This is a genomic window from Yersinia ruckeri ATCC 29473 (genome assembly GCF_000754815.1).
GTDB lineage: Bacteria > Pseudomonadota > Gammaproteobacteria > Enterobacterales > Enterobacteriaceae > Yersinia > Yersinia ruckeri.
Window position 1 is genome coordinate 2,012,819 of record NZ_KN150747.1, and the last position, 14,428, is coordinate 2,027,246.

The window sequence follows — 14,428 nt, forward strand, 5'->3', positions numbered from 1 at the left end:
ACAAGCTCCCGTCTATGCTTTAATCGTTTTCTATCTAAATGGATCAAAAAATGACCCGGCAGGGGATAAACATTGCCGGTAATGGCCAGCAGATAGTGCCAAGCGTTTTCACCGTCACTAACGATAGTCCGTTCTTTTCCCGGAAGCGTCACTTTTCAGACCGCCTGTTTGTTGGTCAGAAAAAGTTGTTTTCAGGGACGCGTAATTTTCGTTAATGATAGGCTGCCTACACAGCTTTTTCGGAGTGAATGAGGTCAAGGACGATAGGTATTCAGTTGTCAGCTGCTCTAACCGATGGTTTCGATTATCGCAAAGGCAACGGTGTTATCACCCTGTACTACCCTACATAAACCCGGAGATACAAATGAATAAGAAGGTTTTCACTTTAGCTACCCTGGTTGCCAGCATGATGTTTGGCGCAGCCGCTCAGGCAGATACCCGCATTGGTGTAACCATTTATAAATATGACGACAACTTTATGTCTGTTGTGCGTAAAGCGATTGAAAAAGATGCCAAAGGCTCACCTGATGTGACTTTGCTGATGAATGATTCGCAGAATGATCAATCGAAACAAAATGACCAGATCGACGTATTGTTGGCCAAAGGCGTTAAAGCGTTGGCGATTAACCTGGTCGATCCTGCGGCAGCTCCAGTGGTGATTGATAAAGCGCGCGCAAACGATATTCCTATCGTGTTTTATAATAAAGAGCCATCTCGCAAAGCGTTGGATAGCTATGACAAAGCTTATTATGTCGGCACCGACTCCAAAGAGTCTGGTGTGATTCAAGGTGAATTGATTGCCAAGCACTGGAAAGCTTCACCTGCATGGGATTTGAACAAAGATGGTCAGATTCAATATGTGTTGCTGAAAGGTGAACCGGGCCATCCAGATGCTGAAGCGCGTACCACTTATGTCATTAAAACCCTGAATGATAAAGAAGGTATCAAGACTCAGCAATTGCAGTTAGACACCGCAATGTGGGATACGGCGCAGGCGAAAGATAAAATGGATGCCTGGTTATCTGGCCCTAATGCCAATAAAATTGAAGTGGTTATTGCCAATAACGATGCAATGGCAATGGGCGCGATTGAAGCACTGAAAGCTCACAATAAAACCAATATTCCAGTATTTGGTGTCGATGCTCTGCCAGAAGCGCTGGCACTGGTTAAATCAGGCCAAATGGCCGGTACCGTTTTGAACGATGCCAATAACCAGGCGAAAGCGACCTTTGATTTGGCAAAGAATCTGGCTGCAGGGAAAAGTGCTACCGATGGTACCCAATGGAAAGTGGATAATAAAGTTGTCCGTATTCCCTATGTCGGTGTAGATAAAGACAACCTGACCCAGTTTACCAAGTAAGTTATTTATTCACCCTTTGCCTCGTATTATTCAGGCGTGTTTGTACGAGGCAAAGGGCATTTATCAGGCGTTCTTATTTTAAAGTGGTTTTGATCACCATGATGCAGAACCCTTTTTTAGCCAGGTGTAGCTATGGCCGATATTAATACAGCGCAACCCCGTGAGTGGTTGCTGGAAATGAGTAACATCAATAAATCATTTCCAGGTGTAAAGGCATTGGATAACGTTAATTTAAAAGTCCGCCCACACTCCATTCATGCATTAATGGGGGAGAACGGTGCAGGCAAATCAACGCTACTAAAATGTCTGTTTGGTATCTATAAAAAAGACTCCGGTAGTATTATTTTTCAGGGGCAGGAAACCGAATTCAAAAGCTCGAAAGAAGCGCTTGAACACGGTGTATCAATGGTGCATCAGGAATTAAACTTGGTACTGCAACGCACCGTAATGGATAATATGTGGCTGGGGCGTTATCCAACCAAGGGCTTGTTTGTCGACCAAGACAAGATGTATCGGGATACCAAAGCAATATTTGACGAGCTGGATATTGATATTGATCCCCGAGATAAAGTGGCGACTTTATCTGTATCGCAAATGCAGATGATCGAAATCGCCAAAGCTTTTTCATACAATGCCAAAATCGTTATTATGGATGAGCCAACGTCATCGCTAACGGAAAAAGAAGTGAACCACCTGTTTACTATTATCCGAAAATTGAAAGACCGTGGCTGTGGCATTGTTTATATCTCGCATAAAATGGAAGAAATATTCCAGTTGTGCGATGAAATTACCATTTTACGCGATGGTCAATGGATCACTACCCAGCCACTAGCTGGTCTGGATATGGATCAAATCATCTCCATGATGGTAGGACGCTCTCTGAGCCAACGCTTCCCCGATCGTCAAAATATACCTGGTGAAGTCATTCTGGAAGTCAAAAACCTCACCTCTTTGCGTCAGCCTTCTATTCGCGATATTTCTTTTGACTTACATCAGGGAGAAATCTTGGGTATTGCTGGTTTGGTTGGTGCAAAACGTACCGACATTGTGGAAACCTTATTTGGTATCCGCGAAAAAATCAGTGGCACTATTAAGCTGCACGGTAAATCCATTAATAACCACAGCGCCAATGAAGCGATTAACCACGGGTTTGCATTAGTGACGGAAGAGCGCCGTTCTACCGGTATTTATGCTTATCTGGATATTGGTTTTAACTCGCTGATTTCTAATATTCGTAACTATAAAAACAGATTTGGTTTGTTAGATAACAGCCGGATGAAAAGTGACACCCAATGGGTGATTGATGCCATGCGAGTAAAAACGCCGGGGCACCACACCAATATTGGTTCATTGTCCGGTGGTAATCAGCAGAAAGTCATTATTGGTCGTTGGTTATTGACTCAACCAGAGATATTAATGTTGGACGAACCGACCCGCGGTATTGATGTTGGTGCTAAATTCGAAATTTATCAGCTAATAACCGAACTGGCAAAAAAAGGAAAAGGAATCATTATTATTTCATCCGAAATGCCTGAGTTGTTAGGAATTACCGATAGAATACTTGTTATGAGTAACGGCCTGGTTGCGGGAATTGTTGAGACTAAACAAACCTCGCAAAACGAAATATTGCGTCTTGCCTCCTTGCACCTCTAATCTAGTTGAAGGTTCTTATTATGAATACGTTAAATAAGAAAAGTTTGCTCACTTATCTTAAAGAGGGCGGGATTTATGTGGTTTTGCTCGTGCTACTGGCGATTATCATTTTCCAGGATCCGACCTTTCTCAGCTTAATGAATTTAAGTAATATTTTAACCCAATCGTCGGTGCGTATCATTATTGCATTAGGTGTGGCCGGGTTAATTGTTACTCAGGGTACTGACTTGTCAGCCGGACGTCAGGTTGGTTTGGCGGCGGTTGTTGCCGCTACCATGTTGCAGTCAATGGATAACGTCAATAAAGTTTTCCCTGATTTGCACACCGTGCCGATTCCGTTTGTTATTTTAACCGTCTGCCTGATTGGCGCGATTATCGGTTTAGTAAACGGTATTATTATCGCTTACCTTAATGTGACGCCGTTTATTACCACATTAGGCACCATGATTATCGTTTACGGTATTAACTCGCTGTATTACGACTATGTGGGGGCTTCACCGATTGCTGGTTTTGATCCTGCCTTTTCGTCTTTCGCGCAGGGATTCTTGCGATTCGGTGACTTTAAGCTGTCGTACATAACATTCTATGCTTTGATCGCCATTGGATTTGTCTGGGTACTATGGAATAAAACACGTTTCGGTAAGAATATTTTCGCCATTGGTGGCAATCCAGAAGCAGCTAAAGTATCCGGTGTTAACGTTCCTCTAAACCTGATTATGATTTACGCTTTGTCTGGCGTATTTTATGCCTTCGGTGGGATGTTGGAAGCGGGTCGTATCGGCAGTGCCACCAATAACCTCGGTTTTATGTATGAGCTGGATGCTATCGCCGCCTGTGTGGTGGGCGGTGTTTCCTTTAGTGGTGGGGTAGGTACGGTCTTTGGTGTGGTAACTGGTGTCATCATTTTCACCGTGATCAACTACGGTTTAACCTATATCGGCGTAAACCCTTATTGGCAGTATATTATCAAGGGTGGCATTATTATCTTTGCAGTGGCACTGGATTCGTTGAAATACGCCAAGAAGAAATAATATTTAATAGACGTTTACGGTAAAAAAGCCAGTTGGATTGAATGCTAACTGGCTTTTTACTTTATATTATTTGTCGTAGTGGCATTGGCTATTTAGCTCGCTTCTCACTAGCCAGTTTATGCTCCAACTCCACCAGTTGTTCCGGTGATACAGCTGGATAACCTTGAGCATTTTCCGGGACGATATGCACTGCCGGAATGGGAACCAGCGGGCCAAGAAAACGAGGTTCTCTTTTTAGAATATACAAATCGGTCAATGCGCCAAGACGGGCGAATATTTCTCTTACTCGCACCGACAGCATATTTTTTGGCGAGGGAACGGCGAAACACTGTGCCTGAATCCCCATATGTAGAGCAATAAACAGCGCTCTTTCACAGTGGAAGCGCTGGGTAATAATAATGAAATCGTTGGTATCAAATACTTTACGGGTACGCACGATAGAGTCCAGCGTCCGGAAGCCGGCATAGTCCAGTACGATATCGGCAGGTGCGACGCCTGCGGCAATTAAATCGCGGCGCATGGTCATGGGTTCATTGTAACTTTGCAGGGCATTATCACCACTCAACAGCAAATAATTCACCTTGCCGCTGTTATAGGCGTTAATTGCGCCCTGTATGCGATAAAGATAAAACTGATTGATCACGCCAGTACGGTAATATTTGGCGGTACCCAACACGACTCCGACTTGGCGATGAGGAAGTTGCTGAATTTCATCGTAGATATAGGGGGCGGTTTTCCAACTGATCCAGCGATCGAGCGCAATAGCCGATACCATCAGCAATCCTGCAATGGTAAATAAGCTGATTATCAGGCGTTTCCACATTCTCTTGCCTTGGTTGCGTCGGCTCTTGGGGTTATCTGCAAGGCTACTTTACCTGATACCACGGCGCAAGACGTGCCGGAGAGAGTTAAGCTGATTTTTATCATTAAAAAGTGAGGAAGAGGAATAACTGGATAGAGATTAACCTGCCCACAGGTTTGATATGGGCAGATTATAAGCGACTTAGAAAGAGGTGCTAGAAAGAGGTGCGCTTGTAAACCCGGTACTGAGGTTGCCAGTAATTATGCTCAATGGCTTCAGCCAGCGCATTATCAGAAGTGACGGTGGCCACGCCTTGTAACTGCGCGGCTTTACCTACTTGCATGGCAATGCTTTTGGAAACGGACTGAATATCATCGATATTTGGCAGCAACGCGCCTTTACCATTGATCGCCAGTGGTGAACAATCAGCCAGTGCCCGGCTAGCCGCCATCAGCATACCGTCAGTCACCCGGCGAGCGCCGGAAGCCAATACGCCCAAACCAATCCCAGGGAAGATATAGGAGTTGTTACATTGAGCGATAGGATACAGCGTGTCTTTGTAACTGACTGGGGAGAACGGGCTACCGGTAGCGACCAGTGCCGCGCCATCAGTCCAGTTCAGGATATCTTCTGGGCGCGCTTCTACTCGAGAGGTTGGGTTAGACAACGGCATGACGATTGGACGTGCACAGTGGCGGTACATTTCGCGAATCAGTTCTTCAGTAAACAGCCCCGGTTGCCCTGACACACCAATCAATACGGTGGGTTTAGCGTGACGAACGACATCCAGCAAAGAAATGGCATCGTTCTGCAAATCCCAGTGTTGCAGTTTTTCGCTCTTCTGCACCAATTTGCTTTGGAAATCCAGCAAATTAGGTAGCTTGTCCGTCAGCAGGCCAAAGCGATCAACCATAAAGACGCGGCTTCTGGCTTCTTCTTCACTTAATCCTTCCGACATCATTTGAGCAATGATCTGTTCGGCAATACCACAACCAGCAGAACCTGCGCCAAGGAAGGTCACGGTTTGGTCACGCAACTGACTGCCCGCAGCGCGACTGGCGGCAATCAAACTGCCCAGCGTGACGGCAGCAGTGCCTTGAATATCATCGTTGAAGCAGCACAGTTCATCGCGGTAGCGGTTCAATAATGGTGTGGCATTTTTCTGAGCAAAGTCTTCAAATTGCAGCAGAACGTTTGGCCAACGGCGTTTTACCGCCTGAATAAATTCATCAACAAAAGCGTAGTATTCATCACCGGAAATTCGCGGATGACGCCAGCCCATATACAGTGGGTCGTTTAGACGTTGTGGATTATTGGTGCCGACATCCAGCACGACTGGCAAGGTGTACGCTGGGCTGATACCGCCACAGGCGGTGTATAGCGCGAGTTTCCCAATCGGAATCCCCATACCACCGATACCCTGATCGCCCAGCCCCAGGATACGTTCGCCATCGGTAACCACAATGACTTTTACATTTTGCTTGGTGGCATTTTGCAGCATATCGTCGATACGATCGCGGTTTGGATAGGAAATAAACAGACCACGGGCGCGACGGTAAATATCAGAGAAGTGTTCACAGGCTTCGCCGACCGTCGGGGTATAGATGATTGGCATCATTTCACTGAGATGCCCTTCCAGCAGGCGGTAGAACAGGGTTTCATTGGTGTCTTGAATGTTACGTAGGTAGATGTGTTTGTCGTCATCATTCTTGAAGTCTTGATACTGGCGATAAGCGCGCTCAGCCTGTTCTTCAATAGTTTCAACCGCTTCTGGCAATAATCCGTGCAGGTTGAAATGGCTGCGTTCGTCGTCAGTAAAGGCACTGCCTTTATTCAATAAGGGAAATTCCAATAAAATTGGGCCAGCGTAGGGAATGTACAGCGGGCGTTTACTTTCGTATTCAAGTTCCATGAGTTTTACTCTTAAACGTTATCGGATAGCCGTGACTGCCTCCGATCCTAAGAGATAGGGAAAATATGTACAGCTTTTGTTAGCAAATTATAACAATCGCCAACAAAAATGAGAGTTAAAAGGCAAAAATGGACGATATCCACTGAGGAAACTCATGGCTTAGCTGATACTTATTAAAGTGCTCGCTAACTTTAATGATTAATTAATGACATAACCTACAGGTTTAAATATGGCGATTCACACGGCTTAATTTATTTGTTTTGTGAATCTGTTACCGTCAATTCTATTCGCTGACCGTAAGACACTTCCAGCGTATTATCATCAGGATCGGCAAAATAAGCCCAGTAACCGACCGGTTCGCCTGAATCCGTTGGCGCGGAACGTAAACAGCCTTCTGCGGTTGCCAGGGCGACCAGTTCGTCCACGTGTGCGCGGCTGGCACAGGCAATACCAATGTGACCAAACGGGCCGAGTGGCGTGTCTTTCAGCACCGGAGACTGTACCAGCACTATCGCAAAAGGCCGACTATGGTCAGTCATCCACACCACCTCCTCGCCGGGTTTTCCCCCAGCTCGGCGATGAACCAATATCATTCCTGCATAACGTTGGTAAAATGCCAGACTAGCATCAATGTTGTGCACCACCAGTGCAATATGACTGAGTCCAAGATCAAGAGGGCGGGTAATATCGGTTACAGTGGCATTCATTACATTTCTCCGGTTAATAACTTCAGGTTCTCTTCACCCGTCAAATGATTCATTATTCTCTGAACGATTGAAAATCGATATTTTATCTAATGAGTATTCTTCTGATGAATAGTTTGCGTGCCATCGATCTTAACCTCTTGGTGATACTGGACGTTTTGCTAAGTGAGCGGCATGTTTCTCGCGCAGCGAAACGGCTGTATATGAGTCAGCCTGCGGTTAGCCATGCGCTGAACCGTCTGCGATATTTACTGGATGATGAATTGTTGGTGCGCGTGGCGGGCGGTTTTCAATTGACTCGTCGGGCAGCAGCGCTGATCGAACCGTTGAAAGAGGTATTAGAAAAAGTTCGCTATATTATCGGAACCGGCAATTTTGAACCGGCACTGGCTACACAACGCTTTCGTATTGCACTTTCTGATTATGGTGCTGCCATGGTACTACCCGGGTTGTTACAGCGCTTGCGCCAGCAGGCTCCGGGGATTGATTTAGTGGTGGAACAGGCCAGTCGTGAGCAGATGATTGAGCAGGTAATGGCTGGGCAGTTGGATTTGGCTTTGGGGGTATTCCCGGATCTTCCTGCCGATATGACTGCCAGTCGATTGTTTGAGGAACACTTTGTTTGCGTTATCGATCAGGCTAATCCGTTGGCGCGAAAAAAATATTTTACGTTAGATGATTATCTGGTTCAGCCGCATTTACTGGTTTCCATGCGTGGAGAAAGCGTGGGCGAAGTGGAAACCGCGTTAGCTGAATTAGGTGTAAGGCGGCGGGTGGCCGCAATTATGCCGCATTTTCTGCTGGCACCACAGGCACTGGCCGGAACTGACCTGCTGCTGACGGTTGCCAGTCGGGTCGTGACTATCCAGCAAGAATCAATGAATCTACAAAGGCTTACATTGCCATTTACCGTACCGAATTTTGATTTCGTACAAATCTGGCATAACCGGAATCACGGTAAAGAGGATCACCGCTGGTTACGGCAACAGGTAGCGGAAAGTTGTTAATTTAACCGCCGGATCACAAAGTTCATGCTCCGGGGTTTTTATTCTGACATCCTGAGCTTAAAAGGTCATACGGCGAACGTCCTGACAACCCATGGCTGCCAGTGTAGAACGGGTGGCATCCCATTGGCTCAAAATCGGCGTGGTTGGCTCCGCCAGCACTGCTCGACGGATCTGCAAACAATCGCTGCCGGACATATTCATTAGAATCAGTGCAGCTTGCAGCGGCGGCAAACTGGGGTTGAATGCGGCATTTTCCGCGTAGCGACCCGCATAAACTACGCCATTAGCATCTTCGAGGGCGACGCCGCTGTGGGCTTTGCTATAAGGTGCGTGGCTGTGGTTGGCCGCGTCGAGCGCCGCCTGAATCAAGTTATCGCTATTGTTGAGACAGTAGCCGTGATCGACGTCATCCATTAACAAACTGCTGATAGCCAAATCTTTCGGACCAAAAGCGTCAGGCAGATAGTCAGCTAACGTTGCAACCGGACGTCCAGGCAAATGAATATGCAGGCCAGTCCCGCTATTTAGTTCATTCATAAATTGGCGACAATGCCCGCAAGGCGTGTAATTCACGGTAATGGCTACCAGAGCTGTTTCACCCCGCAGCCAGGCGTGAGTTACAGCACATTGTTCGGCGTGAATGGTCTGTTGCAATGGCGTGCCACTGAACTCCATATTGGCACCAAAATACAGATTGCCACTTTCCCCGCGAGCAATGGCTCCGACCTTAAAATGAGAAATCGGTGTCAGTGAACAGGCGGCGGCCAAAGGCAGCAGGGCAAAGGCCAACTCATCGTCATTCAGGCCACTGATGTGTTTAACCATTTCTACTTGTGCAGCGCTAAGCATTGCAGGGAAGCGATCGTTGCTCAGCAGAGGTTCCAGGGCAGATTGTAATGCTGATGGCAGTTCGGCCAGCGGCGCGTGAAAACGTGCTTGCATAGAGATTCTCTCCAACATTAACGGGAAACTATTTTAGATAGCTTGCTTGGGTAGTATTGTGATGTGAATCTCGTTATTTGTGAAATCCATGCAATAAAAAACATTAAATGAGAGATATATCTCAAACTTATGCCATCTTAACCATCCATTCCTCTTCGGAATTTCAATTTAGCCGAACAAATGCAGCAAAATTGGGAATAAAAAAGGTGCGAGCAATGAAGTCATGATCCCGCAAATAACGAGTGCAAGTGAACTGAATGCCCCTTCCTGAAAATCCACTTCGGCACAACGTGCGGTACCCAAGGCATGAGAAGCGGTGCCCATCGCCAAGCCTCTGGAGGCTTTGGTGGTAATTCTCAGCCGATTAAGCAGGGTATGGCCGAAAACGGCACCGAGGATCCCGACGAAGATAACGCAAACAGCGCTGATTGCCGGAATGCCGTTAATGGAACCGGCGACGGCCATGGCAATCGGGGTGGTCACGGATTTGGGTAATATCGACGCGGCAATTTCTGGGGTTGCTCCCATCCACAGTGCGATCGCAGTACCGCTGACCATCGCCGTTATGCTGCCAATAAAACAGATACTGATAATCGATTTCCAGCGCGCCCGAATCTGGTGTAACTGCTCATATAGCGGGAATGCCAGCGCGACGACCGCCGGCTGCAACAGGTCATTCAGAATTTTACTGCCTTTAAAATAATTGGCGTACGGCATATGGGTGAGCAGGAGCAGGGGAATAATCACCAGCATAGAGACCAGCAAAGGATTCAGCAGCGGCATTTTCAAGCTAACAGCCAGCTTGCGTGCGCCAAAGAAGACCAGCAGAGTTAACGGCAGCGACCACCAAATATGCTCCATTATTTGTCCTCCGATGATTCATCGACTGAACCGATAATTTTACGTTCGCGATGAATGAAATGCGAACTGTAGCCGACCACGATCATAACAATCAGCGTGCTGATAAAACAGGACACCACGATAGGACCGAACTGTTTGCTGAGTTGGTCATAATACTGCATAACACCGACACCGATTGGCACGAACAGCAGCGCCATGTAGCGAATCAAAATATGGCAACCGGATTTAACCCAGCGCGCTGGCAGGATTTGTGATGACAGCAAGGCAAATAAGATCAACATGCCAATAATGCTGCCTGGAATGGTCAGGGGTAGCAGCGCGGACAGGCCATTACCCGCCCATAAACAGAGGTAAATAAATACAAAGGCTCGCAGGTATTGCCAGCAAAGTGTAATCACATTGCGCATAATAAGTGTCCTAAGTAACGGAATGTAATCATCATACAATTATGACGAAAAATGTGCTACTGATCACAGCATGAATTATATCTATGGTTGTATTCCATTAGCGACATATGACTACTCGCTGGCTATTATCCCACTTATTTTATTGAACTAACCTTATCTCTGACGCTGGGTCAAACTCGTTCCCCTGCATTTTTTCCAACCGATAATCGCGATAGATAAAGCCCTGCCCGAGCCATGCATAATCATTAACATAAAAACGGGGTTTCTGGTACAGAATCGACCATTAAGAAACCACTCATCACGGGGGGGCTGTATTACCTGGATTAGCCAGATTTTGCACAAGGTAACAGCATAATGGCAAAGATAGTACGGTTGTTGCCGTTGCGAATACATCCACTTATTCACTAATGTTATTAAATTACTGGCTTAATAAGTCACTATTAATAGTAACCATCTTTTCTATTTTTGAATCATCTGGAGTATTATTGGTCAGATAGCGGTAGTCATTTCCTGCTATAGCGAGTAAGTGAGTTAACCCAATAAAAAACGAAAGATAAACACTTATTAAACGGATACGGGGCATCGTTAGGCTAATGTTATTCAATTTGAAACAGAATCAAAGGACCCGATCTCGCCATGAGTAAAGTTAGTCAGCTATTTAGTTTTTCGGATGTATTTAAAATGACTGAAATGGGATATCGCTACTCAGATATCAGTAACAACCCGGCCTTCTATTTTATGTCACGAGGCGAGTTTTTGATTGTTTTAATGCGTTATTTATTGGTATTGCCATTACTGCTTATTTTGATGGATGTACTGTGGCCTGATTTGTTTGATGAACTGGTGATAGTTGCACTTCAATCCTGGCCGGCGGTATTTTCTTTGGTGCTGTTGATACCTTGTTATTATCGATTAAAATCACAAGGCCTGAGTCATTACCTGCTCTTGATTAACTTATTTCCATTGATTAATTATTTGCCGCTAAATATCCTGACACTTCCATTATGTGGCGCATTTTTACTTTATCTTATCTTTATCAATATTTATCCCGGAGAAAGGCACCGTTGTGAGCGTAAAATAGAAATAAATCATGAAATACCGGGGGAATATCCCTTGAAGCCGACGATTGGCTACTTTTTTGCGTTGAATTTACTCGGTTTTTTATTTTTCGAATTAGATGATGCAGCAATACTGCTCATTATGATTTCGTGGATTTCCTTTCTTCTCACCAAATTTCATTGGCCTATTGTGATAATAAATATCATTGGTGCTATTGGTATTTTTATTTTCTTGAGTTCTGATTTCTCCGATCTCAAACACCATCAGAATATTTTTATCGATGCGTTGATAAAGATATCGCTACTGGACTCGGTACTATTTTTGATGTTCTCACTGAGTCTATTTCTGAATATGCTATTTTGGCTGGAAGAGCGTGATCGCAACAAAACAGCGCCGGAAGCTTAAAAGAGAACGGATAGATTGAGGGCGTTGAGCTTGATATTCTTTGGGATACAAAACGCGGGAAGTTGAATTCGTCAGTGCTAAATCCAGATCATGCCGGTAAGGTTTTCCCTACCGGCAAGCGATTTTTATTTGACCTGCATACCTGGTTGAGCACCGCTGTCCGGACTAAGTAGGAAGATCTCTTTCCCGCCAGGACCGGCAGCCATGACCATACCTTCTGAGAGACCAAAACGCATTTTGCGCGGTGCCAGATTGGCGACCATCACGGTCAAACGGCCTTCCAGTGCTTTCGGGTCGGGGTAAGCGGAACGAATACCGGAGAATACCTGACGAGTTTCACCGCCTAGATCCAAGGTCAGTTTCAGTAATTTATCGGAACCGTCAACGAAATCTGCCTGTTTAATCAGAGCGATTCGCATATCCACTTTGGCGAAGTCATCAAAGTTGATGGTGTCCTGAATGGGATCATCAGCCAACGGGCCAGTCACCGCAACCGTCGGCTCCAGGTTCTGCTTGGAATCGCTGACCATCTCGCTCACTTTATCCAGATCAATGCGGTTAAACAGTGCCTTGAACGCACTGATTTGATGATCCAACAGAGGCTGTTCAATGCTATCCCAGGCCAGTTCTGTATTGAGGAACGTCTCGGTTCGCTCTGTCAGCGCTGGCAATACCGGTTTCAGGTAAGTCATCAACACGCGGAACAGGTTAATGCCCATGGAGCAGATAGCCTGGAGATCGGCCTCGCGGCCTTCCTGTTTCGCCACCACCCACGGAGCCTGTTCATCCACATAACGGTTGGCCACGTCCGCCAGTGCCATGATTTCACGGATAGCCCGGCCACTTTCACGACTGTTATAAGCTTCAGCAATGGATGTGGCTGCATCGGTAAAGGTTTTATATAACGCGGGATCGGCCAATTTGTCAGCCAGTTTGCCGTCAAAGCGTTTATTAATAAAACCGGCGTTACGCGAAGCCAGATTAACCACTTTATTGACGATATCAGCGTTAACGCGCTGTACGAAATCTTCCAGATTCAGATCGATATCATCAATGCGCGAGGATAGTTTAGCCGCATAATAGTAACGCAGGCAGTCGGCATCCAAGTGTTGTAAATAGGTGCTCGCCTTGATAAATGTGCCGCGAGACTTCGACATTTTTGCACCGTTAACCGTTACATAACCATGTACAAACAGGTTGGTCGGTTTACGGAAATGGCTGCCTTCCAGCATGGCTGGCCAGAACAAACTGTGGAAATAGACGATATCTTTACCGATGAAGTGGTATAGCTCAGTGGTGGAATCTTCACGCCAGAATTCGTCGAAATCCAGATCGCCGCGTTTGTCACACAGGTTTTTAAATGACCCCATATAACCGATAGGTGCATCCAACCATACGTAGAAATATTTACCCGGCGCATCAGGCACTTCAAAACCGAAGTAAGGCGCATCGCGGGAAATGTCCCATTGTTGCAGACCGGAGTCGAACCATTCTTGCATTTTGTTCGCAACCTGCTCTTGCAGTGCGCCAGAACGGGTCCAGGCCTGAAGCATTTCGCTGAACGCCGGCAGATCAAAAAAGAAATGCTCGGATTCACGCATCACAGGCGTCGCGCCGGAAACGGCAGATTTCGGATCGATCAATTCAGTCGGGCTATAGGTTGCGCCGCAGACTTCACAGTTATCGCCGTACTGATCCGCTGCTTTACACTTGGGACAGGTACCTTTTACAAAGCGATCCGGTAGGAACATACCTTTCTCAGGATCGTACAACTGAGAGATGGTGCGGTTTTTGATAAAACCATTTTCTTTTAAACGGGTATAAATCAGGCTCGATAGCTCACGGTTTTCATCACTGTGAGTCGAATGATAATTGTCGTAGCTGATACCAAAACCGGCGAAATCCTGTTGGTGTTCCTGGCTCATTTCAGCAATCATTTGCTCAGGTTCAACGCCCAATTGCTGTGCTTTCAGCATGATTGGCGTGCCGTGAGCATCATCCGCACAGATGAAATGAACTTCATTGCCGCGCATTCGCTGGAAACGGACCCAGATATCTGCCTGGATGTGCTCGAGCATATGACCGAGATGAATAGAACCGTTAGCGTATGGTAGCGCGCACGTCACCAATAATTTTTTCGCGACTTGAGCCATAGTAGGAAATTGCTTTCTGTAATAGGAATAAGGGGTCTTTGATGTTAACCGATCCCGTCGATTGCCGCTAGGGTCAGGGAACGACTGGTGGTGCTTGAGGCAAATTGCGGTGATTTAAATGTGCTTTTTCGT

12 protein-coding genes are annotated in these 14,428 nt (G+C 46.2%); 5 read left to right on the forward strand and 7 right to left on the reverse strand.

Annotated features, from left to right (window positions below; translation table 11 throughout):
• Positions 1-364: 364 nt before the first annotated feature.
• The 3 genes from mglB (at position 365) to mglC (ending at position 4,044) form a co-directional block, all read left to right on the forward strand.
• Positions 365-1,360: a galactose/glucose ABC transporter substrate-binding protein MglB gene (gene mglB / locus DJ39_RS08980; protein WP_004717155.1), complete on the forward strand. Its 996-nt coding sequence runs from the start codon at positions 365-367 to the stop codon at positions 1,358-1,360.
• A gap of 132 nt (positions 1,361-1,492) precedes the next feature.
• A complete protein-coding gene (gene mglA / locus DJ39_RS08985) occupies positions 1,493-3,013 on the forward strand; it encodes a galactose/methyl galactoside ABC transporter ATP-binding protein MglA (RefSeq protein WP_004717157.1) in 1,521 nt (506 codons plus the stop codon).
• A gap of 20 nt (positions 3,014-3,033) precedes the next feature.
• The gene (mglC, locus tag DJ39_RS08990) at positions 3,034-4,044 is read left to right on the forward strand and encodes a galactose/methyl galactoside ABC transporter permease MglC (RefSeq protein WP_004717159.1); all 1,011 of its coding nucleotides are present in this window, start codon (positions 3,034-3,036) and stop codon (positions 4,042-4,044) included.
• 88 nt (positions 4,045-4,132) lie between these two features.
• Here mglC and sanA read toward each other — a convergent pair whose 3' ends face one another.
• From sanA to DJ39_RS09005, 3 genes are all read right to left on the reverse strand, one after another.
• Positions 4,133-4,867 carry an outer membrane permeability protein SanA gene (gene sanA, locus DJ39_RS08995; protein WP_004717162.1) on the reverse strand — a complete coding sequence of 245 codons (735 nt, stop codon included), beginning with the start codon at positions 4,865-4,867 and terminating at the stop codon, positions 4,133-4,135.
• Positions 4,868-5,060: 193 nt separating this feature from the next.
• Positions 5,061-6,758, reverse strand: a complete 1,698-nt coding sequence (locus DJ39_RS09000; protein ID WP_004717164.1) for an NAD-dependent malic enzyme — start codon at positions 6,756-6,758, stop codon at positions 5,061-5,063.
• A 251-nt stretch (positions 6,759-7,009) separates the two neighbouring features.
• A complete protein-coding gene (locus DJ39_RS09005) occupies positions 7,010-7,465 on the reverse strand; it encodes a VOC family protein (protein ID WP_004717167.1) in 456 nt (151 codons plus the stop codon).
• 104 nt (positions 7,466-7,569) lie between these two features.
• On the opposite strand from DJ39_RS09005, the gene DJ39_RS09010 reads away from it, so the two are divergent.
• A complete protein-coding gene (locus DJ39_RS09010; protein WP_004717169.1) occupies positions 7,570-8,469 on the forward strand; it encodes a LysR family transcriptional regulator in 900 nt (299 codons plus the stop codon).
• A gap of 57 nt (positions 8,470-8,526) precedes the next feature.
• On the opposite strand, the gene cdd is transcribed toward DJ39_RS09010, so the two are convergent.
• The 3 genes from cdd to DJ39_RS09025 form a co-directional block, all read right to left on the reverse strand.
• Complete coding sequence (gene cdd, locus DJ39_RS09015; RefSeq protein ID WP_004717171.1) at positions 8,527-9,411, reverse strand: cytidine deaminase; 885 nt, start codon at positions 9,409-9,411, stop codon at positions 8,527-8,529.
• A gap of 168 nt (positions 9,412-9,579) precedes the next feature.
• Positions 9,580-10,272: a CidB/LrgB family autolysis modulator gene (locus tag DJ39_RS09020; protein WP_004717172.1), complete on the reverse strand. Its 693-nt coding sequence runs from the start codon at positions 10,270-10,272 to the stop codon at positions 9,580-9,582.
• Positions 10,272-10,679, reverse strand: a complete 408-nt coding sequence (locus tag DJ39_RS09025; protein ID WP_038241474.1) for a CidA/LrgA family protein — start codon at positions 10,677-10,679, stop codon at positions 10,272-10,274. Before DJ39_RS09025 ends, DJ39_RS09020 begins: the two co-directional genes overlap by 1 nt.
• A 636-nt stretch (positions 10,680-11,315) precedes the next feature.
• Here DJ39_RS09025 and DJ39_RS09030 point away from each other — a divergent pair.
• Positions 11,316-12,143 carry a hypothetical protein gene (locus DJ39_RS09030; protein WP_004717175.1) on the forward strand — a complete coding sequence of 276 codons (828 nt, stop codon included), beginning with the start codon at positions 11,316-11,318 and terminating at the stop codon, positions 12,141-12,143.
• A 125-nt stretch (positions 12,144-12,268) separates the two neighbouring features.
• On the opposite strand, the gene metG is transcribed toward DJ39_RS09030, so the two are convergent.
• Positions 12,269-14,410 carry a methionine--tRNA ligase gene (gene metG / locus DJ39_RS09035; RefSeq protein ID WP_071815358.1) on the reverse strand — a complete coding sequence of 714 codons (2,142 nt, stop codon included), beginning with the start codon at positions 14,408-14,410 and terminating at the stop codon, positions 12,269-12,271.
• Positions 14,411-14,428 lie beyond the last annotated feature (18 nt).

What these genes read in the sequence shown, in the direction of transcription:
- DJ39_RS09030 (WP_004717175.1), top strand. Translation starts at nt 11,316, where the DNA reads ATGAGTAAAGTTAGTCAGCTATTTAGTTTTTCGGATGTATTTAAAATG.
- cdd (WP_004717171.1), bottom strand. Translation starts at nt 9,411, where the DNA reads ATGCAAGCACGTTTTCACGCGCCGCTGGCCGAACTGCCATCAGCATTA.
- DJ39_RS09000 (WP_004717164.1), bottom strand. Translation starts at nt 6,758, where the DNA reads ATGGAACTTGAATACGAAAGTAAACGCCCGCTGTACATTCCCTACGCT.
- sanA (WP_004717162.1), bottom strand. Translation starts at nt 4,867, where the DNA reads ATGTGGAAACGCCTGATAATCAGCTTATTTACCATTGCAGGATTGCTG.
- DJ39_RS09020 (WP_004717172.1), bottom strand. Translation starts at nt 10,272, where the DNA reads ATGGAGCATATTTGGTGGTCGCTGCCGTTAACTCTGCTGGTCTTCTTT.
- DJ39_RS09010 (WP_004717169.1), top strand. Translation starts at nt 7,570, where the DNA reads ATGAATAGTTTGCGTGCCATCGATCTTAACCTCTTGGTGATACTGGAC.
- mglB (WP_004717155.1), top strand. Translation starts at nt 365, where the DNA reads ATGAATAAGAAGGTTTTCACTTTAGCTACCCTGGTTGCCAGCATGATG.
- DJ39_RS09025 (WP_038241474.1), bottom strand. Translation starts at nt 10,679, where the DNA reads ATGCGCAATGTGATTACACTTTGCTGGCAATACCTGCGAGCCTTTGTA.
- mglC (WP_004717159.1), top strand. Translation starts at nt 3,034, where the DNA reads ATGAATACGTTAAATAAGAAAAGTTTGCTCACTTATCTTAAAGAGGGC.
- DJ39_RS09005 (WP_004717167.1), bottom strand. Translation starts at nt 7,465, where the DNA reads ATGAATGCCACTGTAACCGATATTACCCGCCCTCTTGATCTTGGACTC.
- mglA (WP_004717157.1), top strand. Translation starts at nt 1,493, where the DNA reads ATGGCCGATATTAATACAGCGCAACCCCGTGAGTGGTTGCTGGAAATG.